The organism is Lysobacter antibioticus (assembly GCF_000731095.1).
GTDB classification, from domain to species: Bacteria; Pseudomonadota; Gammaproteobacteria; order Xanthomonadales; family Xanthomonadaceae; genus Lysobacter; species Lysobacter antibioticus_B.
This window is the reverse complement of sequence record NZ_JMTZ01000005.1, coordinates 32,412-57,072: the sequence shown is the minus strand read 5'-3', so window position 1 is coordinate 57,072 and position 24,661 is coordinate 32,412. Positions and strand designations below refer to the sequence as shown.

Below are 24,661 nucleotides of genomic sequence, written 5' to 3'. Positions count from 1 at the left end.
TAGTACCGCGTAATTGCGGCATGGTGCGTGCAACTACGCGATAAGCCGCATCGTCACAGCGTCACAATTCAGGGCGAACAGCAGCGCTCCGATTGGCCGGTTCGGCTCCAGCCGGGATCGTGTGCCGTCTCTGGCCACACAAGGTCAGCAGGCGATGACGGGGTGTCGGGGCAGCGCCCCGACGGTGACGCTCTTGATCGCGATCGCGCCGACGGCGATTCGCGTTCCAGGGCGGCAGTGTTCGTAATCCGATGTGACTTCCTCCCTGCTGACGCGCTTTTGCTGCAACCACGACGACAACCATGCGGCTTCGGCTCGAACCGCGCAGCGGTTAAGCCGAGCCGCCCGCACACAGCCAGTCGCCAAGCGTGGGCGCGTAGCGCGCACGCATCTCCGTGTGAGCGTGCGCAGCACGCGCACGAAGCGCGTGGCGAGAAGGCGATCACCGTCAGCGCCGACGAACTTCTGTTCGATGCGGACGAACGCGGCCCGACAACACCCTGCGCCTGAAGTCCGAGGCCCTGCAGCAGTTCGACGAAGACGAACGACAGACCGCGCAGGCCGTGCTTGAAGGACTCATCCTCAAGCACCAGGCCTAGCAGTCGCAGCTGCGCATGCAGCGGGCTCGCACCGACAAGAAGCAGGCCGAAGGCCAGATGCCAACCTCACAACCCCGATAACGAACAGGGCCCGCAGAGATGCGGGCCTTGTGCTCCCGCCTCACGAGCAAGCTCTACGGGACATCCTCGTAACTGATGTAAGCGCGCCTATTCTGCGCTCGCCCGTCTTCCGTCTCGTTATCACCAATCGGCCTCGCGCTACCTAAACCCTTCGGCGCAGACAGCCGAGACTTCGATATGCCATGACTGAGCAACCAATCGTGCAGAGCTTGCGCCCTGCGTAGCGACAACTCAGAGCACGGCAACTCGGAGCATTCTTCTGAGTCCGTAAAGCCTAGAACTCTTAAGGGGATCTCCGGCGGCATCCTTTTAAGGAGCGCAAGGTCATTCCCCAGCGCTTCTTGATCGCGAGGGCCAGCCACCGCTTCCAACAACGTCTTGTCGGAAGCTGGCTGGCCAGGCTTGAAGTTGACGCCCCAGAAGTCGCCAGGATCAGCAAAATAGCCTTGCTTGCTATCCGTAGCAGTAGATTCAACCGGGGACGAACTTGCACAAGCCGAGAGCGTGGCCACGGCGAGGCAAATGAGGAACGATTGCAATTTCATCGGCAGCTCCCTTCGTTCGATCCTGTGCAAGATGACATCACCGAGAAGTTGGCTCTCGCATCAACTGCGCTTTCGTTTATGCCGTCACCTGGATTCCAAGGCGCCCAAAGGTTGTTTGAGTTCTGAAGGAACCCCGCAGCCTTTTGGTAAAACGCTTCGGCTCGATATCCGGATTTTTCTCTATCCAAGCGGTCCGATCTCGATCCTGGAAAACCTTGATTCACTATCCGCACACCATGATCGCCTTCATGTAGCGACCGCATCGCCAGCCCATTCAACGTGCCGGATACGCTCGTGCTCTTTCCAGCGATAGCTTTCAAGTCAAACGTGACCGTACCTTTTCCTCCGCGGTTCGTGTTGATTCGAGCGGCGTCGCCCTTCAAATCGCCAAACGAAACTTTTATATCCGTATTGCCTTTTTCGCCAAAGAAGCCAACAGCCGCGCTCAGCGCGCCTCTTTGGTCTGCGGTTAACTTGGAGCTAGTGGAAGCCTCCTTGGCCATGTTGATCGCCTTATCAAAATTCCCACAATCAGTCTTACTACCTGAGCAAACGTAGCGCCCGTTGGGGTCTTTGAACCGGTACGGGTTGTTGTTTCCGTACCAGTACCGGTTGAAGTTCGTCCCATTCGCCGGATTTGCCGTGACAGGATCAACGCTGAGGAACCTTCCAATCTGCGGATCGTAATAGCGCTGCTGCATATAAGTTAGCCCAGTCGCGCCATCCATGACATGACCGGTATAGCCGACGCCGTTATAAGTCGGCTTGCCGATTGCGGCTCCGTACGGCTCCCAGTCGGTGCGTTCGACGACGGCCCCCGCGGTGTTGGTAACCGCGACCGGACTACCGAGCGCATCGGTGTGTTGGTAGCGCACAATGGCCGGTGTATTCGCCCAATCGATTTGACGAGTGGCGAGCAGCGAATTGCCCAGATAAATATGCTCCAGCGCCTTTGCTGGTGTGCCGTGGTCTTCGCTATAGAGCATCTGCCCGGACTTGCCGTACATAGACAGGCCATAACCCCCGCCCTGACGCGTGGACTGCACGCGCCGGCCGAGCGAATCGTAGCGATACGATTCTTTGCCGGCCACTTCACGCAACCGGTTGCCGTAGTCGAAGGAGTAGGCTTGGCCGTTCTTGTTCTCCAGGTTGCCCTGCAAGTCGTAGCCCAGGCCGATCACAGACGCACCGCTGCCGTCGCGGATATTGGTCAGCTGGTTGTGGCCATCATAGTAGTAATGATGATTCTTTACTCCACCAAGCGACCAGCTCCTGAGATTGTCGAGCGCGTCGTAGCTGAAACGATGCCAGCAATCGCCGCCGAAACTGCAGGATCCGGCCGCTGTGAGGCGGTCCAGACTGTCGTAAGCCAGCCAGCGGCCGAACTGCTCGCCTCGTACACCGTCGAGGATCTCGATCACATTGCCATTGGCGTCGTAGCTCATGCGCAAATCGAGCACGCCGTTATCGAGACTGCGGGCGGGCAACTGACGCGAATTCTGGGTCATCGAATGCACGATGCCGTTGCCGTAGGAGAACTGGGCAATCGCGCCGTTCGGATGGTACTTAATCGCGCTGGCGTAGGTATGTTGTGGCGAATTCACCTGGGTGGGCTGACCCAGGGCATTAGGCGCGTAATCCAGCACCGTCCCGGTGGGATAACTCTGCCAACGCAGGTTGCCATTGGCGTCGTAACTGTAGCCCAAGACCCAGCTATACCGGTTCGACTGCGCTTGTGTCTCGGAGACTAGATGGCGGCGCTTGTTATAGGCATACGTGTTGATGATATTGCCTTGGCCGATGCCTTCATTGCTGGTGATGACTTCACTAGGCAAGCCATCGGGGGTGTATTGCCAGCTTTGATTGCCGCGCCCGTACGGGGAGTTCAAGGCCGTCAATCGATTGCGCACGTCATAAGCGCGTCCGACAACCCGCCCTGACGACTGCGCCTCGGTACGGTTGCAAGCGGTGGCGCTGGGCAGGTTCAGCCCGCTCGCGGACCATGCCAGGTTGCCGGCTGCGTCGTACTCCATCACGGTCGAGCCGGTCTCTGGTTCGATCACTTTGCAAAGGCGCTGATGTTGGTCGTACACGTAACGACGCGCCAGCGCCAAGGGGGCAGGCACGCTGTATACAGCTGAGCCGTTCAATAGAGGGTTGGAACCACCTTCCAGCGAGATGCCATGAATATAGATTTTCTTGTTGGCATGTTCCTGCCGCATTGTCGGCGTCAGCGGAATCGAAAAGCGGTAGGCCGTGCCTTGAGCGTGGCAGGTTGCCGCGACCGCGGGTTCGCTAGGCTGATTCGCGGTTTGCACGGCGACGAATGTCCCGGTGCCGTAGGCGCCTCCCACGTACATATGCACGTCGATGGACTGATTCCTGCCGGTCGAACAGGCCCAGCCGAAGACTTTGTACTCACCGTTGGCCAGGCCGACGGTATCGATGGAACCGGTAACTTCCGTTTGAGTTACCGTGACCGATACCGGTGCGGATGAAGTGGCTCCACCATTGTTGTCGACGGCTTTCGCATAGACCGAATAGGTGCCGACGGCGACGTTGTTTACGGTGATCCCATAAGGTGCGCTGGTCGCGGTGCCGATGTGGTTGCCATTGGCGTAGTACTCGACCCGAACGACTTGCCCATCCGGATCCGAGGCGTTTGCGGTCCAGGTCATGGTCGCCGGAGCGATGAAGGGGCCACCAGTCGGAGCGTTGATTGTCACCGTTGGGAGATTGCCGCCCGGCGCGATGACCTGGATCGTAACGGTCTCGCTGGCCCCGGCACCGTCGGCGACCGCTTGGCCGGTGAAATGGTGGGTGCCGATCTGCAGGCCGGTGAAGGTGTGCGACAGCCCGTACGGATTGCTTGCGATCAATTGTCCGTTATGGAACAGATTGACCTGCTGGATCGGAATGCCGTCGTCGTCGTTGTATCCGTTGACGCCGACGGTCACGGTGGCAGGCGCTACGACGTTGCCGTATTCCGAGGACGTCATGGTGACGTACGTGGCGTTAGCATCGGTGACCGCGCCGATCAACAACAGCGTCAGCAGCAGTCGGGAAATCATTGAGTACAGCATCGGGGTCGGTCCTTCAGGTCCTGGGCACTGGAACGCTCGAAATCGCTGCGAGCTTCAGTCTTCGTGTCGACGAGTGCGTACTCAGCCTTCTGGGCCGGAACGAATCATCTCCAGCGGCTTCCCGAAGATGTCCCGATTGATGGTCGTCGACACGCCTGCGGGCGAATCTATGCCCAGGGGTGCGTCATAGGATGGTTGGTCGAAGACCTGGAACCGTTGCGTGGAAACCTTCTGGCGCGGGTCGGTGACCCGTCGCTGGAAACCCGCCAGGTATTCGGTGGTCGTGGCCAGGACGCCCAGTTCGCTGTCTTGTTCCACGCGTATGACCCGGTCCAGTGCGTCATAGAAGGTACGGGTGCCCTGAGCGACATCGCCGAAGTTGCCGACGTTCCGTAGCGGATAGGACTGAAAGCTCAGCCGGCCGTTGGAGTCGTAACGTTTGACGACCTGGCTCAAGGTCCCGGCCGTGTCGGCGGCGTCGTGCTGCTCTTCCAGTACCGGCCGCCACAGGGCGTCCATGTACAAATTGATATGTTTGTTGCCTTCGACACGACTGCTGCGCCAGTGTCCGGCAGGCAGGCCATGTTCATCGGCGGCAATCTGCTGGAACGACAGCGAGACCGGGTTCCATGCCGTGCTGTCGCCGGTGGGATAGGCGATGCTGGCCAGACGTCCCATGGCGTCGTAGCCGTAATTGGTGGCGAAGCCATTTTCGTCCGTCACCGAGCCTATCCAGCCTCTGTCGTTGACGACTGCCGATTGGGACGTGCCACCGGGGTAGCTGATGTTCTGCGGCACTCCACGTTTCCAGTTCGAAAAACTGGTCCTCTGATTCAGGCCGTCGGCCACGCTCTCCAGCGTCGCATCCGGGTTGTAAACCAGCGTCTGGATGGTTTTGCCGAAGGAGCGGATCTCCGTCGGCAGCGCGGTCGTCGAGTGATAGAGGGTTTCCTCGCTCAGTACGCCGTCGATACTGGTCGACCTGACCTGCCCCAAAGTCCAACTCGTCAGATTGTCGTGATAAGCGGTGGTCTGCACCTTCGAGGGGCCGAGCGAGCTCCACTTCCTCTCGGCGACGGGACGGGCGAAGCTGTCGAACTGGTTGACGTATGAGCTGAACTCGACGCCGTCCTGCACGATGGTGTTGCGCCTGATCGGGCGAATACGGACGGAGCTGGAGTCGTCGGAACCCGTCAGGACGCCGTAGATGTCCGGGAACGGCATCGAAGATATCTCGCTTTCGGACACGTACTCGGAGGTCTGGGTTCTAAGCACGGTTCCATCGGCCTTCTTGATGGTCGTGCCGAGCAGGCGGCCGTCATTGACCAGCCACAACGCCCCATACTTCTGCTCCTGAATGCTTCCGTCGGGCTGGGTGACCCAGACCCGCTTCCAGTCGCGGCAGGAGGTGCAAGGTATCTGATTGACGCGGCCGAACTCCTGCGGAACTTCGTACTCGTAAGTCCATTGCATGGCCGGCAAGCCGGGCCCTGCAATGGTTTTGGTGGCCAACGAGTAGTTGTCGAAATACTCGGGGATGCCCAGCGAGTAGTACTCGTTACCCATGTTGTCGCGATGATCGAATACGCAGGCGTTGGCAGGCGTGCCGTTCTTCAGATGGCGCATGAAGTTGAATCGGAACGTGCCCAAGGCGCCCGAGGGGTGGGTAATCTGCACCCCGAGCATGTCGACCGGCTCGAGGGGTTGCGCACAACGCAGATTGGCGTCGAGGCCCTGGTATTGGGGCAGCAGCAGGGCATTGCTGATGGTGCCGTTCTCGCCATAGATGCGGTACTGCCAGGACGATCCATCCGGTTGCACCACCCGGGACAAGAGCTTCTTGGGGTAATAGTCGCCGATCGTCTGCGTCGCGTATTCATAGGTCCACTGGCGCCCATCGGCGGTCGCGCTGGACACCCGTCCGTCGGTATAGCCGAGCTGGATCGATCGGCCGTCGCTGGAGGTGATGCTGGCGAGCTGGTCGCCCGAGTAGTTGTAGGCGACCCAGTTGCCGTGTCTGTCCTCGACCCGGCTGGCCATCAGGAAGACCTTGACGCGCCCGATCATGGCGCTGCCGTCCTCGGATCCGTACTTGCTGACGAACGGGGCTCCGCGTTCGATGCCCACATCGAAGGTATAGCGATTGCCCTGCGTATCGACGGCAATGAAGCCTTCGCCCGGGTAGCCGTTGCTGGTATTGGGCTTGCAGCGGAATCTATGGTCCGACCGGGAACCCCATTTGTAGGTCGCTCCGTCATTGGGGACGACGGTATTCGCCAAGAGCAGAAGCATCTCGGTATCTCCGCCTCCTGGAATATGCATGTAGGTCCCGCTCCAGATGTCGGCGGTACTGAACGGGGCTCCGACGTCCGGATACCAGACCTGCGAGCATCTCTGGGTAGTGCCCGTGCCCGACACGTTCCATTTGGACCCTGCTGGAAACACGCCATACATATAAGGGACATCGATATCCCAGGCGCCGAAGCCGCCCAGTACTTCTGTCTCCTTGCGTGACTCGACCTTGAAACGCCGGCCGAGGCGTACGGGAAGGGCGTTGTTGCCCGGAAGATCGATATCGGTCGCGACGAATTCGGTGGAGCCGTTGTAGAGGCTCACGCTTTCGCCCATCAGATCGGACTGCAGTGGGCTGACCATCTCGGCCGAACGTACGCGTTTGGAGTACTCCTCCAGCGGCGCGACCGGCGTACGGGCGTGTGCCGTCCCCATAGCAATAGCCACGGCAGCGGCCAGCACGCAAGCTGCGCGCCGCTCGATCGATCCCTTCATGCTGTCCCCTTTCTGCGCCCTTACCGGGCGGCTCTGTCGATCAACGGATTCCCAGTACAACAACACCTTGTCCCAAGCGCCGAGAAGCCGCGGCTTTGAATGGCTGCGGATACGCATTGGGATTGATCTATTCGTCTTCAGTCGGCGAAAAATGCCCAGTCCTTGTGCTCGTGTGCTTCCTGCTGCAGTTGATGCTTCGTGCTCGCCTGGACAGCCCCGGTGACTTGCCCCTATCCACCTGGCATTCGTGGCCGGATTGTTAGCCGGTGACGGTGTGTCCGCAACGGCCGATCGGCTCTGGCGGCATACCCGGTCGCATTGGGGGCGATCTGAAACTGCTTATAGCCGGTAAAAAAGCATGGCGCTATATGTGCTTTCTTCTGATCGGATATCGGCTTGGAGGTGCCGGCGAGCTTAGTGCAGGAACTGCCCGGGCGGATGTAGGGAAATTCTGATTCGGGGTAGATTCGCTCCCGGCGAATCATCGTTCCGCTTCCGCTCGGTACCTCCTGCTCGTAGCTCGGATGGCCACTCAGTCCACAGGCTGCAATTCGCCACCAACATGCGCGGTTTATCCAAGCCGCAAGCCCAGCGTCGGGGCCAGCATGCTGGCCTCGTCGATGCCTGGGTTGAAGATGAAAGACTGGATATTGCGCTGGTATGCGCCGCTGTTTCTGTTCGGTTTCGTCGGCACGGCCGCGTGGTGGGTCGGTTACCGCCACGGCCCTGCCTTGTGGTTGTTGCCATTGCTGGGTTTGGCGGTGGTGCTGTCCTTTCTGGCCGAACGCCGTTGGCCCTACGACCGGCATTTCAACCAGGACCATGGCGACCGGGCTCGCGATGTCGCGCACGCGGTGGTCAATGAGGCGCTGAACCTGCTGTCGATCGCATCCGTTCCGCTGTTGGCGGCGTGGATGCCGTGGCAGTACTGGCCCACGCACTGGCCGTTCGCGTTGCAACTGTTGCTGGCGGTCATCGGGGCCGATCTCGGCGTTACTCTCATGCACTACGCCAGTCACCGCATCGGTTGGCTCTGGCGCTTGCATGCGGTGCACCACAGCGTGACCCGCATGTATGGTTTCAACGGTTTGATGAAGCATCCGCTGCATCAGGCGGTCGAAGCGGTCGGTGGGGTGTTGCCGTTGTTGCTGCTCGGCCTGCCGCATCCGGTCGCGGCGGTGCTGGCGTTCGCCATCGCCATCCAGTTGCTGTTGCAGCATTCCAACGTCGACATGCGGCCGGGCCTGATGGGCCGGCTGGTGGCGTGGGCGCCGTTGCATCGTTTCCATCACCTGCGCTACGGCGCCGCCGGCGACGTAAACTTCGGCCTGTTCTTCACCGTTTGGGATCGGTTGTTGGGCACCGCTTTCGATGCGCCCGGTTATCGACTGGGCAGCCGCGACCTGGGGATCGGCACTCAGCCGGATTATCCGCGCGATTATGCAGGCCAGTTGCTGGCGCCGTTCCGGGTGCTGCCGCAAGGCGATGTGCCGGCGCTGCCGGCCGAACTGTTGCAGGCGAGGGTTCGGTGCGGTTAGCGATATGCCTGCAGTTGCAAGCCGTGTAACTGCGTTGCGCCGATGCCGAACATGCGCCGCAAGTTGCGCGACAGATGCGGCAGGTCGGCGAAGCCCGCCGCATGCGCGCTGGCGGTGAGGCTGTCGCCGGCCAGGAAACGCGCCAAGGCGTGATGCAGGCGTCGCCACAAGACCCAGCCGCGCAAGGTAATCGCCAGGTCGGACTGGAAGCGGCGGTGCAGCTGGCTCGGCGAGAGATGCGCGGCCTCGGCGATGTCGGCGGCGCAAACGCTGTCGGGCAGGCGCGCAACGATCTCGGCGATGGCTGCCTGCAGGCGGCGGTCGAGGGGCTGCGCCCGGCATAGCTCGGGCAATAAGGGCTGCAGCGCCGGCAGCCGGGCCGGCAGCTGCGGCAATCGCCGCAGGATCGCTTCCACGTCGGCATGGCCGGGTTCGAGATAGACCGTGCAGCCTTCGCTCGGCGCGGCCAGCACCGCATGCGGCTGAAACGAAGGCAGCCACAGGCGCTGGCCGGTACGCCGTTCGCCGTCGATCTCGACCTGCCACGGCGCGCCATCGCTGAGCAACAACTGGTGCGCGTAATGGGCATGGCGATCGCTGCCGCCGGCCTGGCCCTGCAGCACCGCGAGGTGCTCGCCGAGCAGCAGGGTGCCGGTCCAGGCGCGATCGGCGGGCGGTGCGGTGATGCAGGCGTCGGGCACGGTCGATGGCGTCGGAATAGAGAGTGAAGGCGAAGGTATCGGCAGACAATCTGGATGGCGCTGTCAGTCTAGCGTTCGTTCCGATGCCGCTGCCTCGCCGTGCCCGGGACCGGGTCCTGACTGTGTCGCTTACGCGTTCCATCGGCGGCTTGGCAGAGTCGCGCGGGCAATGTGCTTTCTTCTGGCGCCGTCGCCGCCGAGGCTCAATCCCAGGCCGCCCATCTTTCCGGAACGGCCGGTCGTCGGGCGCACTCAGGTTCACCCGCTGGTTGGGCAGGTCCCGGACAGGCCGTATTCAAAGGGTTTGGACCTCTGAACTCCATACGGGCGCCGCGGAAAACGACCGGGCACGCTTACTTCGGTCTTGCGGTACGGGTATATTTAGTGACGTTCGTCACAGTTATGTGTCGCAGGCAGGGGTGGGACATGCGCGAGATCGGTCGGACGGGGCTCGCGAGCAGCGGGCCTGAGGGGCGTCGCATCGATTGGGGATCGATCATTGGATTCGCCGAGGCTCTCGTAGTGCGCGCGATGACGGCCTGCGACCGCTCTGCCGACGCAGGCCGTCATCGCATCGGCGGCCGTGCCAACGTCGTCCTGGCCGCAATGCTGTTGCTGACCTGTTTCGCGCCACCGGCCTTTGCCCAATACGCCACCGGTGGCTCTGGCCAATACCGCAGTCAGATCTTGTGGTTCGACTGGGGTACTACGCCCAACAGCATCCCGCAGGGCGGCACGTCGGTCACCAACACCTTCAACATCGCCGGGCAGACCCTGATCGTGTCGTGCAGTCTGAGCAACATCTCCTCGATCGCCGCCGACCCTGACCTGCGCATCAGCCGACCCGGCTCGTTCTTCCTCGACGGCCTGGACGACCTCTACAACATTGGCGGCTCCGGTGCATCCAACACGATGGACATCGGCCTGATGAACCGGGTCGGCGGCGCCAACGTCTCTTTCACCTACAGTTGCTCGGCGACCTTCGGTGGGGTTCCGTATGCGCTCGACGGTCTGGTGTTCGCCGATGCCGAAACCACGAGCCCCACCGAGTACACCGAAGTGACGCTGCCGGGCGGCGCGACCATGCGCGTCATCGAGCGCCTGCGCGGCACCGGTTGCACCGATGGTTACAACGTCAATCGCAGCGGCGTGACCTACCGTTTCTCCACTCTGGGCGATTGCAGTGGCGCGGGCGCCATCGCGCCGATGGGCGTGTTCTTCATCGACAACGCCAGCAGCGCGAACATCGTCCTGCAAGGCGGGCCTGCGGCCGCGGGCCTGCAGGCCGTTGCGCTCGGCGTGATGCTCAACGTCGCCGACTTCGGCGATGCGCCCAACAGCTATGGCCTGGCCGGACACGTTCCCCAATACAGTTGGAGCGGCGGGACATTGCCGGTCGGCAACGTCAACATCTTCGGAGCGGGTTTCACGTTGGCCACGCAGGCGCAGCCGCTGACGGCCTTGCTGGGCACGCGGGCCGACGTCGAGGGCGCATCGCTGTTCAGCGCCAATGCGCTCGGCGACGACAACGACGGCGCGGCCGACGACGAAGACGGCGTCAATACCGCTGCCTTGGCGCCGCTGTATCGCGGCCTGTCGGGCAACGTCTACACCGCCACGGTGAGCTGCATCGGCACCGCGTCGCTGGCCGGCTGGATCGATTTCGACCGCAATGGCACCTTCGACAGCGACGAGCGCTCGGCGACCGCGATATGCGCGACCGGCAGCGCGAGCCTGAGTTGGACCGTGCCCGCCGACATCGCGCCCGGGGCCAGTTTCCTGCGCGTGCGCACTGCCACCAGTGCGCTCGAGATCCTCAACGCCATCGGCGTCGCCGGCACCGGCGAGGTCGAGGATTACACCGTGACCATCGCCGATCCGAAGATTCGCGTCGCCAAGATCACCCAGGCCGGCGCCGGCGGTCCGTTCGGTTTTTCCACCACCAACACGCTCAGCCAGCCGTCCGCGTTGACGACGGCGACGGCCGGAACCGCAGTGACCGGTACGCCGGTCTCGATCGACGATCTCGCTGCCAGCGTGGCCGTCACCGAGGCGACGCTACCCGCGGATTGGACACTGACCGCGATCGCCTGTACTCAGTCGGGCGGCGCCGCCGTCGCCGGGGCGGTCTACGATCTGGCCAATCGCCGCGCGACCTTGCCCAGCAGCGCGCTGTCGTCGGCCGCGGACATCACCTGCACCTTCAGCAACGGCAAACGCCCGATCTTGCGTCTGCGCAAATCGCTGCCGCTGGGCCGTTTCCTCGGCGGGGACCAATTCGCTTTGAACATCGCCGGCCCAGGCGGGCCGGTCGCCGTTACCACGACCGGCACCGGCACTGCGGCCAGCGGAGAGGCGGCCTTGAATCCGGGCAATGTCGGCGGCGCCTACACCTTGTCCGAAACCGCAGCGGCCGGAGCCGACTTGGCCCGTTACGCCAGCGCCTACACCTGCGCCAATGCGCTCGCCGGCGGGCAGACGCCGAGCGGCAGCGGTACCAGCTTCAGCCTGACCGCGGCGGTCGGCGACGACCTGACCTGCACTTTCGCCAACATCCGCAACCCGATCGTCGACCTCAGCATCACCAAGACCAACACGCCGGCGGCGGGTCCGAGCGACCAGGCCGGGGATACCGTCAGCCGGGGCGCGCCGCAAACCTACAGCATCGTGATCACCAACAACGGCCCTGACAGCGTGACCGGCGCGATCGTTGCCGACCCGATAGCGAGCCGTATCGGCCTGACCTGCACCACGCCACCGACCTGCAGCGGCGCGGGTTGTCCGGCCGCGCCGATCACTCTGGCCGCGCTCAACGCAGGCGTTGCATTAGGCACTCTGCCGATGGGGGCGACGGTAACCATCACCCTGAGTTGTTCGGTGAACTGATTCCTTCAAGGCGGGCGGCAAGTGCAATCGAGCGCCGGACGTCGGCCATGACGGCAGGCGAAACGGTGCGAGGCCTGCCGCGGTAACCACAGACAGGTCGGCTGCGGCTCCAGAGGGGAGAGAGCCTCCGCCCAAGGCCGCAACGCGAACTCAGTGCATTGCCCGATGAATCGCGAAAGCCAGCAGCTCTTCGAGCGCGTTCCGCGATCGCTCGCCTGGCTCGACGATCGACACCCAGCCGTTCGCGCCATAGGTCGGGTGCGGAATCAGCGTATCGACCGCAGCGAAGTCGAAGTCGCCGCGACGATCGGCCAGATCTCTGGGAGCGAAACCGAACAGCGCCTCGAACTTCGCCTTGCCGACATCGAGGTTGACCCGGTACAGGCCGCGATCGAGTTGGGACTCTTCGTCGAAGCCGGCGTAGTCCTTGGTGACGATGGTGACGAACGGCATCTTCTTCGTTTGCCCGTCGGCGCCCACAGCGAAGCAGAAGGTATCGCCCCAGGCCATCTCCGGGCTGCCGTCTTCGCGCGCCGCCACCTGGATGCGAACCGAGCCGTTTGCGGCGAGATACCGCCGAATTTCGTCTTGAGTCATGAGTCTGTCTCACCGTTCTGCGGGCAGGGATTCTAGCAATCGGGCCTGCGCGGATGGCCGTTGTCCGGCTCGGTCCATCGAGAGCTCGGAGTGCGCCTGATCCCGGTTCGTGCGGGCAGCCCTGTCCGATAATTCAGCCGAACCAGAACCAGAACCAGAACCAGAACCAGAACCGGGCTGCGGCCTGGTTGGCCCCAGACGCCAGGCGTCCCACCGAGAGCATCCTGATGCGAGTCGACAACCTGTTTGCGAATGCCGCGGCGCCGGCGCAAGGCGAGCGCTTCGAAGCCTTGCTCACTCACAAGAACCTGGTGATCGAGCGCATCGTCAGTTCCGCGACGATCACTCCGACGCAGTACGTGCAAACCCAGGACGAGTGGGTGGCGATGCTGCAGGGTGAAGCGACGCTCGAGGTCGCAGGCGAGGCCGTCGAGCTGCGCTCAGGCGACTACCTGTTCCTGCCTGCCGGCACGCCGCATAGCGTGCGCCGTGTTTCCGAGGGCGCACTGTGGTTGGCGATTCACTTGCATTGATGGTGGGCACGGCCGCTTCTGCTCGCATCTCCACCCACGCATGGCCGCGGGGCGGCGCGACGATCGCTTTAGCGACGATTCCTAGCCAGACGAAGGCATCGCGCTAGTCGACGCTTCCTTCCGCAGCCACCGGCAGAACGCATCGACGGCCGGCGCAGTGTCGGCGCTTTGTCGACGGACGATCCAGAACGCGTAGGCGTTGTCGAGGGACCCGTCGAAAAGCTTGATCAGGCGGCCGCGTTGCACGTCTTCCTCGACCAAAGGGGCGACGCCCAAGGCGACGCCGTGCCCGGCGACGGCGGCCTCCTGGGCCAGGTACATGCTGGCGAACATCGGGCCTCGGGTCGCATCCACTCCCATCGCGCCGGCGGCTTCCAGCCAGGCGGCCCAATCCGGTACGCCGGCGCGCCCGGTCGAACCTTCGTCATGCAGCAGGGTGTGCTGGCGCAGGTCGTCGGGAGTGGCCAGCGGCCGGCGCTCATCGTTCGCCAGCGCAAGCGCGCACACCGGAAACACCGGCGCATCCAGCAAGCGCTCGGCATGGACGCCCGTGTAGGCGCCGGGCCCGTAGCGGATGGCGACGTCGATGCCGTCGCGGACGAAATCGACGCGTTCGTTACCGGTCTCGATGCGCAGTTGGATATCGGGATGGTCGTGGTGAAACCGGTGCAGCCTCGGCGCGAGCCACTTCGCCGCGAAGGATTCCACAGTACTGACGCGCAGATGCACCGCCGCGGGAGCGGCGACCCGGTCCAGCACCCGATCGAGCTGGCCGAACAGTTCACTCAACGACGCCGCCAGCGCTGCGCCTTCGGCGGTCAGTTCGACCGCGCGGTGGCCGCGCTCGAACAGCTTCACGCCGAGGTAGGCCTCCAGGCGCTTGACCTGGTGGCTGACCGCCGCCGGAGTGACGAACAACTGCCCGGCCGCCTCCTGGAAACTCAGGCAGCGCGCGGCCGTTTCGAAGGCCCGAAGGGCGTTGAGCGGGGCAGGGGGGCGTGACTTCAAGAGCGTCTCGGGTTCGCGGACCGAACGCGCATCCTATCAAGTTAGTTTTTCTAATGCGGGCCTCAAAACATCTCGTTTGTCGGCGCCCGGGGCGCTGGCAATGATGGCCCGTCGCAGCATGGTGAGCGTTGGTCATGAGATTCGAGTCCCTGGGTTCCGATGTACTGATGTTCGTCGGCGACGACTACGAGTCGGTCGCCACCGCCTTTCTCGACGGCGACGATGTCCTGCTCGTCGATTCGCTGAGCAGCGTGGACGATGCGAAGTGGATGCGCAGGGTCCTGTGCGACGACCTGGGCAAGACCGTGCGGGCCATCGCCGCGACGCACTACATGAGCGACCACATGGCGGGTCTGTCGCTGTTCCCCGACGCGCTCACGCTGGCCCACCGCCATCATCGCCATACGTTTTTGTCGCAGAACCGGCGTGTCGACGATTTCTATCGCGAGCCGAAGCTGGTCTTCGACAGCGCCATGACCCTGCGCTGGGGCGCACACGAACTGCGCTTCGTGCATAACCCCGGCAAGACCATGGACCACGTCAGCGTGGACGTGCCCACCGCCGACCTGGTCTGCGTTGGCGACAACATCGTCGGCAACATCGTCTACCTGTCCAAGGCGGACCCCGCGCTGATCCGTGCCGCGATCGGCCGGATACGCCAGTTCGGCCGGAGCACGGTGATCGGCGGACACCTAGGGCGATTCCCCGCTACCGTGCTCGACAACGCGATCCATTACCTGGATCGGCTGCGCGACCAGGTCATCCGCATTCGCAACGAAGCCGCAGGACAGGACATCGGGCAGCGCCTTGCTGCGATCGCCATCGAAGCCTGCCTGGCGCCGCAGGTCGAACCGACGCCGTTCGAACGCGACTGGCACCAGCGCAGCCTGGAGGTCATCGTCGCGCAGTCGGTGTTCGAGCTCGACACGGCGATGGCCTCGCGGGAGCGCTGCGCATGAGCCGCGACGACGAAGTCCTGGGCCGACCCATCCGTCGCCGCGAGTTCCTGCTCGGCTGCGCCGGCCTGGCCGGTGCGGCTTTGGGTGGCGCGGCCTTCGGCGGTGCCGCGTTCGCGGCGGGTCGCGCCGACGGCTTACGCATCCAGCGGTTGGCCTGGGCCGGTATCCGCCTGCAGTTGCCGCAGGCCACCTTGTTCATCGATCCGCTGGTGAATCCGCAGGAGTGGGGCGCCGCGCTCAAGGACGCCTTGATCCCGGTCGGCGATGCCGTGGGCGACGCCTCGGTCCTCATTACCCATGCGCATGGCGATCACTTCGACGCGAAGGCGGTCGCGGATGCGCTGGGCAACGGCGGTGTCCTCGCGCATCCGGCGGGAACGAATCCGCTGCCGCTGCCTGCCAAGGCCCGGGTGCGGCCGAGCCCGCTGTGGGAGCCGCAACTGATCGGCGACTTCACCGCTACGGCCGTGCCGGCGTCGGACGGCTATGGCGACCCGCAAGTGTCCTGGGTGGTATCGGCGGGCGGGCGCCGCATCTTCCACGGCGGAGACACGCTCTGGCACGGGCACTGGTGGCGGATCGGCCGCCAGTTCGGCCCCTTCGATGCGGCATTCCTGCCGGTCAACGGCGCGCGTTTCGGTTGGCGCAAGCCGGTCAGCGGCCAGCCCGGCGTGCTCACGCCGGAGCAAGCCGTTGCCGCCGCGACCATCCTGGGTGCGAAGCGCTTGGTCCCCATCCACTACGGCGTGTCCGGCATGGACGAATACGTGGAGGTCGCCGACCCGATCGAGCAATTGAAAAAGGCGGCTCGTGGAAAGGCGATCGACATACAGCCGCTGACGCCGGGCGCCTGGGTCGATTGGGGACAGTGAGGGCAGCTCGAAGGTCGGCCCGCATACGTCGGACCGCTCGAACGAACCGCGGCCCTTCACTCCCGGCTGCCGACCGAATCACTGCACCGCTACAGTTTCTTTCTGTGGGCGAGACCGGCAGCGATAAGGTCCATGGCACCGGCTCGGCCCTGTCGTGGGCGACGCAGACGATCGTCTTGCAATGCCTGGATGACGGATGTCGATGAGAGTGTCCGGATCGGCGCTCGCTTGCACTGTCCGAGTTCGCGAATCGGCACGTGATAGGCTGAAATCCGAATACAAGGAGAGTGTCAGCTGTGCGAAAAACAGTGCTTATCGCTGTCTTGACGATTGCTTGCGCGGATGTGGTTTTCGCCGCCCTGCCCGCAAAAAAACCCTTCGTTATCAAGCTGGTGCCGCCCGAACTGGCGACGTGGCCGAGAATGAAGGCAACCGATTTCGGTTGCATGCTCGAAAAGCGTTTCGGAATACAAGACAAAACATACGGCTGCGCGGCCGATTTCGACCGCATGGACTGGGGTGACGCCTGTCTCGGTGCTACAACTAATTACAATGTCGGGCCAGCACTTCCGCTCAGCGTTGCCAAGTCCCTGCCTTCGCCGATCAGTGAGGTCGACCTTGAATGGGAGCACGGAGAGCTGCAGGACCTGTCCGTGACATTCGATCGAAAGGTGAGCGCGCGCGAGGTCGAGGCCATGTTCGGTCTGCGCATCGATGGCCCGAAGCCGGAGAACGTCATGTCTGTGGATCTTCAAGATTGTGCGCAGGGAAAATCCTGTCTCACGCTGCAGGGATTCGACCATATGGGCGCGGCGGATTTCGAATGCGGCACTTAGGCTGCGGCCGAGCAAGCGAACTAGCCTGATTCAGCCGATCGGATCTCGCCTGTCTTGATCCTGTCATGGCCTGGGCATCGAATCCCCGGAACGGCTCAAGTGCCGGGGAGACGAGTCATGGTTTCGTTCTGCATTCTTGCGACGCGCCGAATCGCGGCCATCCCCGCTAGGCTGGCCCGGTACTTGGCCTGCCTTGCGTTCTTGCCGATCGCCTGGTCGGCGAACCTTGGCGCACAGGCCCCGGCGTGGCGGACGGTCAGCGACAAGGACGGCATCCGCCTGGAAGCCCGCAGCCTTCCCCGCGAACGTTTCGACGAGCTTCGCGTCACCACCTCGCTGAAAGCCTCGCCGCAAACGATTGCGGATTACCTGCTCGGCAAGTACCTCGACGAGAAGAACAAGAACATCCGCCGCAGCTTCGTCCAGCGCGGACCGGACCAGGCGATCTGGTCCGACGTGCTCAGCACGCCGGTCACCAGCGAGCGCTGCTATTCCATGCGTTTCGAGCGGCAAGCCCTGCCCAGCGGCGAGATACGGGTGAAGTTCGTATCCCTCGACTATGTCGGCAGAAAACCCAAGCCCGATTGCATTGCGCTGCGTTCGCGCGGTGAGTGGACCATGACCCCGACCAGTGCCGGGACGCGACTGACCTATTTGTCGTTGACCGACATCGGCGGCCAGACCCCCGCGTTTCTGGCGCACCGGTCGCTTTCGTCGGCCGCCGTCTCCAGCGTACGCAAAGTGGTCGCGGGCTCAGCGGGGCTGGCCTTGCCGCGGGGCATCGGCGACTGAGCGGTGCCCACGAGGGCGCAAATTCAGCAAGGGCCGAACATGGACGGCTGGGCTGACCGCGCAGCCCAGCCGCCCCTGATGGAGCTCTCTCGACTGGCGGGGAAAGCTCCGTGCACGATTCAGACTTCGGGTCGCGATCGCATGAGCGATCGAAACGCGTCAGTCCGAGGAGAGCGCTTCAGAAGCAGGGGCCTTGCTCGACCTCGACACGGCCCTGCGAGACACCGAAGGTCGAGACGATGCCGGTGCAGTCGATCAACCGGGCTCCCACCAGATTGTTGGAACTGTCGTAGTACTTGTATTCGATCCAGCCGGAACCGGTCGGCGGCGGGCGCGCGACCGAAGCGCCGAAGGCCAGTGCGGAAAGCGATGCTGCGATCAACAGAGCGGTGCGGACGGGACGTTTCATGAATCCTCCGAGGGATGGGGCAGGGTGGCAGTCAGACAAGGCAAACGCGCTCGGCTACGGGCGGGCGCCGGCTTCCGCCGTGCCTCGCCATCGACGCTCAGGCCGAGACGGTTTGTACGGTTTGATTGGGGTCGAACGAAGGGCAGGGATCGAGGCAAGGTTTGCCAGGCACGCAAGGCGGCGGCACGCACTCTCCGCCCGAGCCCGGCCCGCCCGGCCCGGTGCCCGGATCGTTCGGGTTGATGCAGTAGGGCGGATAATCCACTGCGATTTCGCCCTCGGCGCAGAACGAATAGTCCGGATTGCTCGGGCCGTTGCCTGCTTGCGCCTGGGCCTGGCCGACGCCCGTCGACCACGCCGCAGCCTGCAGCGCAGTGCCCAGCACCAATACTTTCAAAAGCATCTTCATCTTGTTCCCTCGTAGGTTGAGACCGATGGAGTACCTGCCGACGCGGCGCATGCGCACCCGCGGCCATGGCGAGGACGTCGGTGCACGAGTTCCTGCGCAGCGGAAACCTGTCCGCGCGTTCGCGGGGCAGGCAGGACACTCGCTCCATGCGAAGCCGCCGTGCGCGTCCGATGCGCCGGGTCGATACTAGGTAATGCCCGCCATCGCTCAAGGCCGAAACCGGGCCATGCCGGGAACGACGCGGGTCAAGCGGCGATGCGGCTCCGCACCGACGATCATGCGCAGGCCGCTGTCTGGAACGCCGTAACCCCGCGCTGCGCCTGATAATTACGTCGATTCGTTCCCGCCGATACCCGCGGCCATGCGGCCCTGCGCTTTAGACCGGGTCGGTGCCTGGCGTCTGTGTCATGGCCGTCCGGATTGCATCGCGGTTCACCGGCCGCGCTCCGTGCCGATGCGAAGTGAAGGTGCCCAGAGGCCCGCGCCCGATTCGATTCGCAGACCGTGCATATCGGCGCACACATCAGTGCGACATGGTCTTGGAGAACAGATTCATGACGACGACTCCGGCCACGATCAAAGCCATGCCGGCCCCCGCCCCCAGGTCGAGCTTCTGTCCGTAATAGATCCACGAGAACGCGGTGACGAGGACCACGCCGAGACCGGCCCAGATGGCGTAGGCGATACCCACCGGAATCGAGCGCAACGCAAGCGACAGGAAGTAGAACGCCGTCACGTATCCCGCGATCACCACGAGCGACGGAACAAGCTTGCTGAAGCCGTCGCTTGCCTTGAGCGCGGACGTTGCCGTTACTTCGCCGAAAATCGCGAGCTAGGAATATCCAATGTTTCATGGTCCGTCTCTGCGGTTGGGAGCGACGGATTGTGGTGGCGTCGATCTGCGATAAACAGTCTTGTTGCGGACGGATTTCTCTGAGCACTCGCGCGTCGCAAGGCGAGTCCTCGACGCCCTCGAGGCGTGCGTCGTCATCGTGTTCCTCTGCGTTCCTCTATAGGGATCACACAAATCGCCATGCGATCGGCTGGGGTGGCCGGGGGAGACATGCGCCTGCCTGCGCTTTTACCTGTAGCGAATGTGCACTCGCTTTCGCCGCGCGAACGTAGCGCGCCGTGCGCGCGGCTTACCTTACCCACACAGGAATCGAATCCATGAAGCTGTTAAACAAGTCACTGCTTGCCGCGGCGTTGTTCGCTTGCGGCAGTGCCGCGGCGACCGCGAAAGTCCCGAGCAAACCCGTTGCCAAAGCCGCCGAGGCCGAGTGGAACGTGCTGGTGTTCATGAACGGCAAGAACAACCTGGAACCGTTCACGGTCCACAACTGGAACCAGATGGCGAAAGTCGGCAGCTCCGACAAGGTCAACATCCTCGTCGAATACGGCCGCATCGCAGGCTACGACAGCAGCAACGGCGACTGGACCGGCGTCAAGCGGTTCCGGGTCAAGAAGGGCGACAAGCCGACTGCCGCGGGCGCGCTGATGGACTTGGGCAAGTCCAAGTTGAACACCGACATGGGCGATAAGGAAACGCTCGCCGAGTTCATCAAGTGGGGCACGCAAAAGTATCCGGCCAAGCGCACGATGCTGGTGATCTGGAACCACGGCCAAGGCTTCCGCGTTGCGCCAGGGGCGAAAAACACCCACCGCTCGGTGTCCTCGGACGACGAAACCGGCAATATCATCTACAACTCCGACGTCGCCGATGCGATCAAGACCGCGCTTGGCAGCAAGAAGCTCGACATCGTTTCTTTCGACGCCTGCCTGATGGCGATGATCGAACCGGCTTACGAACTGCGCGATCGCGCCAAGTTCCTGGTCGGCAGCGAAGAACTCGAGCCGGGCGAAGGTTGGGATTACGGTTTCCTGGCCAATCTGGCCAAGCAGCCGGCCACGACCGAGGCGCAGGCGCTGGGCAAGTGGGTGGTCGACAGCTACAAGGCCTACTACACCAACAAGCCGTCGGGCCACACCACGCTGTCCTCGATCGACCTGAGCAAGACCGGTCTGGTCGCCGACGCGCTCGACGCGGTGACCGAAAGCCTGACCACCACCGCCGAGAAGCAGGCCGCGCGCGATGCGCGCAAGGCGATGACCCCGTACGAGACGTCCTATGGGGTGGACATCGGTGCGTGGCTGGCCACGCTCAAGACCAAGGCCATCGACGCCGACAGCAAGGCCGCGGTGCAGGACGCGCAGGACGCGTTGGCGCTGGCGGTCAAGGCGAACTACAGCAGCGGCAACAAGATCGGCAACAAGTTCTACGGCGACACCGGTCTGGCGGTGTTCTTCCCGCAGAACGCCAAGGAGTTCAACGCCGACTACTCCAGCGGCGGCTATAAGGTCAGCAATACCGATCGCCCGATTCGCTATGTGCAGGAGTCGGCCTGGCCGGGCTTCCTGAAGACGGTGTTCTCGGTGCCCACCAACTGATCGCGATCGCCTTGCGATCCCGATGACGCCCCGACGGAAGCGAGCGATCGCTTCCGTCGTTGGCGAGTGCGGGGGGCGAGGATCAAGCCTTGCCGTTCACGACCAAGGCATAAGGGCGCCGGCGCTAATCACCATAACGGTTTCATAAAGGTCGCCGGGAAAATGGGAGATGACCCCGAGCGTGACGGCCAAGTCGTATGGCGTGTCCGCACCCGGTAGCAGACCGATGCTATGACGCATGCAGATCTCGCGATGTCGGCGGGCGGGTCATCTTCGGTGTGTGGTCACTATCCAGGCACGCGAATCGAACCAGACGCCATCGGCCTGTTGGTGCTCGGTCAACAGACCGCGGAGGCGATCGAGGGCCTGTTCGCGTGGGCCGGTATCGAGGCGGGCGACCTTCTCCTGCACGGTAGAAAATCCGGAGACGAACTCGAAGGCGGCATCGACGTCGGTCCCGTAGAAGACGGGCTCATGCACTTCGTCGAACATCGGGGCAGCGAAGCCGGTGGCATCGAGAATGCGTTTGACGAAGTCCTGATCGCCCAGGGAGAAGGCGGGCGGAGCGGCGGGGGAGTTTTCGACTCCTGCTTCATCGGGCGGGAACGCGCTTTCGATGGCGGTGGCCCATTCGTTGCGATCGCGCTGCTGCCACACCATCATCACCAGCCGTCCCTGCGGACGCAATGCGCTGCGTATGTTGGAGAAGGCCGCGAACGGATGCTCGAAGAACATCGTGCCGAATCGGCTGATGGCCACGTCGAAGGATTCGTGCGGCAGCCCATGTCGTTCGGCGTCGGCGCATGAGTATTCGACGTTGCCGAGCCTTGCTGCACGAGTGAGTTCCCGTGCGCGCTCGATCATCTCATCCGAGCGGTCGATACCGAGCACAGACCCCGTTGCCGCGAGTTGCGCCGCTTCGCGTGTCGTCTGCCCGGTCCCGCAGCCGATGTCGAGGACCCGATCGGAAGCGAGGATGCCGTACGCGCGCCGCAACACGGCGTTGTGGCGTTGCAGCTCGAGGTCGTAGTCGATCATTCGGACGGCTCCTGGTTCGTGCTTCGGCTCCGGCGAGGACGGGTATCCCCGATAGGCAGCATGAAACTTGGCAGGCTAAGGACTCAAACGAACGCAAACCAGAGCCTGGGTACGAATCGCGGCGCCTGTGTGGGGGCGGTGCTAGGATTCAAGAACAGCCGGGGTTACTCAGGGGTGATCGATGAACGAAAAGAACAGGAAGACGTTGCTTTGGGCGATGTTCGCCATCGCGATCGTCATCGCCTGCGGGACCTCGCTGGTAGTGGTCGCCTCCCGCTAGTGTTGCGGCGGCTGGATGAAAGCCGTCATCGCGCCCGCTGCAGACTCAGAAACTTGTACATGTTCTCGATGGCGCGTTGGCGCCGCGAGGAATCCATTCCGCCATCGTCGACCAATTCCAGCCCGGCGTCGGCGATCCGGTTCGAAACCACCGCGTTATCGATGTCGAGGTCTTCGCGGCGGACCAGGCCGGAGACCCGGTAGGTTTGTTGCGTGCCGCTGACATCGAGCGCCAGCAGCCCCTGAATCTGCACGCTGCCGTCCGGCTTCACAGCGACCACCTCCGCCGGAATGATGGTCAGCAGGTCGTTGGACGCGTCCTGAGAACTGCTGGCGGCCGGCGGTTTGGCCCAGGTCGATTTGAGTGCGAACACCCTGATGGCGTCGCCGACATGATGCGCAGGCTGGACCGCCGGGTAGCCGACATAGTCGTTGACGTCGACCGGGCCTTTGAGCGGCAGCGAGGACGCCGGCGGCGGCGCCATCGGCATCGGCGGCGCCTCCAGCACCACTCCGGATGGCTCAGGCGGCGGAGGCGGAATCGGTGGCCGCGCCGGGCTCCGAGCCAGGACCGGTCCGGTGCATAGGGCCGCGACCATCAGCAGGGCCGGGATCGACGCTTGGCGGGTATCGGCTTGCGTACTCATCTGAAAAGTCCTTTTCTCTTGCGGTAGCGGGGGAAGCCCAGGCCGGTCTCAGTTCTCGGCCGCATCGAATCTGCCTGCGTAAGCATACGCGGATGTCGACGAAGACCGCTGGCGTCGCGAGCCGCGAAACGGCTTCGGCTTGTCGGCCATCGCGATCACTTCCCCTGCGCTTGCTCACGGCACCAGTGGTCGATGGCCGCCTGATTCTGCCGTTCCTTGGCCAGTGCGCAGTTCTCGGCGATCTCTCGCTCCGAGTCGGGTAGGTCGGCGGCTTTCTCTCTGGCAGGGAATGCGCATGCGGACAGAAGGCAGAGCAAGATCAGCGCCGAAAGCGCGGCGGCAGAGTGTGGCTTCATCTTGACGGCGGATACTCGGATTGAGCCGAGCCGCGGGGCGGCTTCGGTCGGTTGGATTACTCACGCTCGGTGCGGGCCGACGTTCCGCCGGCAATCGGCGACCTCAGCCGGAGCCGCTGCAAAACACCGGCGGAAGGATATGCGAGGCCACCTCGACCGCAAAATAGATCAGCCATATCGCGACGCCCAGCCAGATCAACTCGAACGCTCTCAGGTAGGCGACCGTCAGCAGCAGGATCAGCGCCGGGACGCCGAGAACCACCAGGCAGGCCAGGAACACATAGGCGCCACCCCAACAACCGAAGACCCCGGTGCTTAAGGAGACGACTGAAGCGGCTGCCAGCAGCAGTGCCAGGATCAGGCAGGCGATCGCGCAGATACGCGCGCGGCGATGGCGTTTCGCCAGCCGGGCATCCACCGGCGGCGGATTGGTTGCGAGCGGCCCTTGGTGGGTCATGGGGCCAGCTCGCGTTGCTGCCGGTCGGTCTGCGCCCGGCATCGACAGGAAAACACCCAATCCAGGATCAGCGCCACCGATACGAATAACAGGAGTACCAGTCCGGAAAAGATCACGCCCAGCATCGACAGAGCCCAGGCCATCAAAACAGGCCGGCCGCCAGCATGCAGACAAGCAGCGGAACGAACTCGATGAAGAGGTAGCCGGCCACCGCACGACGCGCCGCTTTGCAAAGCCGCGGCCGCCAGGACGGGCGCAACCAGCCCGCTACCGGCAGTACGCCGAGCAGGACGATCCAGGGGCCGAATACGAGGTGCAGCGGCAGGTCGCTGGTTCCGCTCGCCCCGAACTGCGCCTGGGCCTGGCCGATACACGCCATGAGCGCCAGGAAAAACGCCGCGATCCGTGCGGAGCGCCGATACCGACCGTTCAAACTGGAATCCTTTCGATGTTGAAGGCGCGATGATCCGATTGAAGTGCCTTGATAACGCCAGGCGCCGGCAACAGCAAGTGCGGCCGTCTCCAGCGAATGCTAAGTCGCTGATTCGTATGTATGCACAACGCTCGGCCGAGGACAGATCTGGAGAATGCCGACAGTAGAGAGGGGACGATCTCGGGCCGTATTCGCCAGACGGGGATCGGGCGCCGATTACGGGCTATCGCCATAACCCAGCAAGAAGCCTTTCCGTGGTGCCGCGGCGACAGCGGAGAACGGACTGAAAGAGCCGTTTCGCCATCTTGCTACGGCGCGCGCGCTCCAGCAATGCTTGCCCCGAAGTCCACCGCATCGAGACCGGGTCT

Annotated in this window: 20 protein-coding genes and 1 pseudogene; 8 read left to right on the top strand and 13 right to left on the bottom strand. The window is 63.5% G+C overall.

All coding sequences use genetic code 11. The annotated features are described in order from the left end of the window. Positions 1-733: 733 nt before the first annotated feature. The 3 genes from EX88_RS27430 to EX88_RS0101500 form a co-directional block, all read right to left on the bottom strand. Positions 734-1,225 carry an OmpA family protein gene (locus EX88_RS27430; RefSeq protein WP_081930538.1) on the bottom strand — a complete coding sequence of 164 codons (492 nt, stop codon included), beginning with the start codon at positions 1,223-1,225 and terminating at the stop codon, positions 734-736. Beyond that, positions 1,222-4,308 (bottom strand): RHS repeat domain-containing protein, encoded by a 3,087-nt coding sequence (locus EX88_RS26400; RefSeq protein WP_036147817.1) that lies wholly within the window; start codon positions 4,306-4,308, stop codon positions 1,222-1,224. Before EX88_RS26400 ends, EX88_RS27430 begins: the two co-directional genes overlap by 4 nt. Before the next feature lie 81 nt (positions 4,309-4,389). Beyond that, a complete protein-coding gene (locus tag EX88_RS0101500; RefSeq protein WP_152566047.1) occupies positions 4,390-7,212 on the bottom strand; it encodes an RHS repeat protein in 2,823 nt (940 codons plus the stop codon). Positions 7,213-7,730: 518 nt separating this feature from the next. Between EX88_RS0101500 and EX88_RS0101495 the strand changes: the two genes are divergently transcribed. Further along, entirely contained in the window at positions 7,731-8,633 is a 903-nt protein-coding gene (locus EX88_RS0101495; protein WP_031370248.1) for a sterol desaturase family protein, read from the top strand. Here the strand turns inward: EX88_RS0101495 and EX88_RS0101490 are convergent. After that, positions 8,630-9,334 (bottom strand): helix-turn-helix transcriptional regulator, encoded by a 705-nt coding sequence (locus EX88_RS0101490; protein ID WP_152566046.1) that lies wholly within the window; start codon positions 9,332-9,334, stop codon positions 8,630-8,632. The two genes, EX88_RS0101495 and EX88_RS0101490, sit on opposite strands and share 4 nt — an antisense overlap. 531 nt (positions 9,335-9,865) lie before the next feature. Here EX88_RS0101490 and EX88_RS0101485 point away from each other — a divergent pair. Beyond that, positions 9,866-12,220 (top strand): CshA/CshB family fibrillar adhesin-related protein, encoded by a 2,355-nt coding sequence (locus EX88_RS0101485; protein WP_031370246.1) that lies wholly within the window; start codon positions 9,866-9,868, stop codon positions 12,218-12,220. A 150-nt stretch (positions 12,221-12,370) separates the two neighbouring features. Here EX88_RS0101485 and EX88_RS0101480 read toward each other — a convergent pair whose 3' ends face one another. Further along, positions 12,371-12,817, bottom strand: coding sequence for a DUF6194 family protein (locus EX88_RS0101480; RefSeq protein WP_031370245.1), 447 nt, complete (start codon positions 12,815-12,817; stop codon positions 12,371-12,373). A gap of 227 nt (positions 12,818-13,044) precedes the next feature. On the opposite strand from EX88_RS0101480, the gene EX88_RS0101470 reads away from it, so the two are divergent. Continuing rightward, complete coding sequence (locus tag EX88_RS0101470; RefSeq protein WP_031370244.1) at positions 13,045-13,350, top strand: cupin domain-containing protein; 306 nt, start codon at positions 13,045-13,047, stop codon at positions 13,348-13,350. An 81-nt stretch (positions 13,351-13,431) separates the two neighbouring features. Here EX88_RS0101470 and gcvA read toward each other — a convergent pair whose 3' ends face one another. Continuing rightward, the gene (gcvA, locus tag EX88_RS0101465) at positions 13,432-14,358 is read right to left on the bottom strand and encodes a transcriptional regulator GcvA (RefSeq protein WP_036147816.1); all 927 of its coding nucleotides are present in this window, start codon (positions 14,356-14,358) and stop codon (positions 13,432-13,434) included. A 134-nt stretch (positions 14,359-14,492) separates the two neighbouring features. Here gcvA and EX88_RS0101460 point away from each other — a divergent pair, with 134 nt between their 5' ends. The 4 genes from EX88_RS0101460 (at position 14,493) to EX88_RS0101445 (ending at position 17,817) form a co-directional block, all read left to right on the top strand. Further along, entirely contained in the window at positions 14,493-15,317 is an 825-nt protein-coding gene (locus EX88_RS0101460) for an MBL fold metallo-hydrolase (RefSeq protein WP_081930537.1), read from the top strand. Further along, positions 15,314-16,189 (top strand): MBL fold metallo-hydrolase, encoded by an 876-nt coding sequence (locus tag EX88_RS0101455; protein WP_036147815.1) that lies wholly within the window; start codon positions 15,314-15,316, stop codon positions 16,187-16,189. The genes EX88_RS0101460 and EX88_RS0101455 overlap by 4 nt, the downstream gene beginning before the upstream one ends. Positions 16,190-16,497: 308 nt before the next feature. Then, positions 16,498-17,025, top strand: coding sequence for a hypothetical protein (locus tag EX88_RS0101450; protein WP_031370240.1), 528 nt, complete (start codon positions 16,498-16,500; stop codon positions 17,023-17,025). Between the two features lie 117 nt (positions 17,026-17,142). Continuing rightward, a complete protein-coding gene (locus EX88_RS0101445; protein WP_152566044.1) occupies positions 17,143-17,817 on the top strand; it encodes a hypothetical protein in 675 nt (224 codons plus the stop codon). Positions 17,818-17,995: 178 nt separating this feature from the next. Here EX88_RS0101445 and EX88_RS0101440 read toward each other — a convergent pair whose 3' ends face one another. The 3 genes and pseudogenes from EX88_RS0101440 to EX88_RS23380 form a co-directional block, all read right to left on the bottom strand. Then, the gene (locus EX88_RS0101440; protein ID WP_031370238.1) at positions 17,996-18,226 is read right to left on the bottom strand and encodes a DUF6289 family protein; all 231 of its coding nucleotides are present in this window, start codon (positions 18,224-18,226) and stop codon (positions 17,996-17,998) included. 97 nt (positions 18,227-18,323) lie between these two features. Beyond that, the gene (locus tag EX88_RS0101435) at positions 18,324-18,635 is read right to left on the bottom strand and encodes a hypothetical protein (protein ID WP_031370237.1); all 312 of its coding nucleotides are present in this window, start codon (positions 18,633-18,635) and stop codon (positions 18,324-18,326) included. A gap of 523 nt (positions 18,636-19,158) precedes the next feature. Next, positions 19,159-19,489, bottom strand: a pseudogene (locus tag EX88_RS23380) (DMT family transporter). Between the two features lie 316 nt (positions 19,490-19,805). Between EX88_RS23380 and EX88_RS0101425 the strand changes: the two are divergent. Then, positions 19,806-21,083, top strand: a complete 1,278-nt coding sequence (locus tag EX88_RS0101425; RefSeq protein ID WP_031370236.1) for a clostripain-related cysteine peptidase — start codon at positions 19,806-19,808, stop codon at positions 21,081-21,083. 267 nt (positions 21,084-21,350) lie between these two features. Here EX88_RS0101425 and EX88_RS0101415 read toward each other — a convergent pair whose 3' ends face one another. The 4 genes from EX88_RS0101415 to EX88_RS0101385 form a co-directional block, all read right to left on the bottom strand. Further along, positions 21,351-22,121: a class I SAM-dependent methyltransferase gene (locus EX88_RS0101415; RefSeq protein WP_031370235.1), complete on the bottom strand. Its 771-nt coding sequence runs from the start codon at positions 22,119-22,121 to the stop codon at positions 21,351-21,353. A gap of 305 nt (positions 22,122-22,426) precedes the next feature. After that, positions 22,427-22,912 carry a flagellar basal body L-ring protein FlgH gene (locus EX88_RS0101405; RefSeq protein WP_031370234.1) on the bottom strand — a complete coding sequence of 162 codons (486 nt, stop codon included), beginning with the start codon at positions 22,910-22,912 and terminating at the stop codon, positions 22,427-22,429. 594 nt (positions 22,913-23,506) lie between these two features. After that, on the bottom strand, positions 23,507-23,860 hold the full coding sequence (locus EX88_RS0101395) for a hypothetical protein (protein WP_031370232.1): 354 nt from the start codon (positions 23,858-23,860) through the stop codon (positions 23,507-23,509). Between the two features lie 142 nt (positions 23,861-24,002). Beyond that, positions 24,003-24,293, bottom strand: a complete 291-nt coding sequence (locus EX88_RS0101385; RefSeq protein ID WP_152566041.1) for a hypothetical protein — start codon at positions 24,291-24,293, stop codon at positions 24,003-24,005. Between the last annotated feature and the right edge of the window lie 368 nt (positions 24,294-24,661).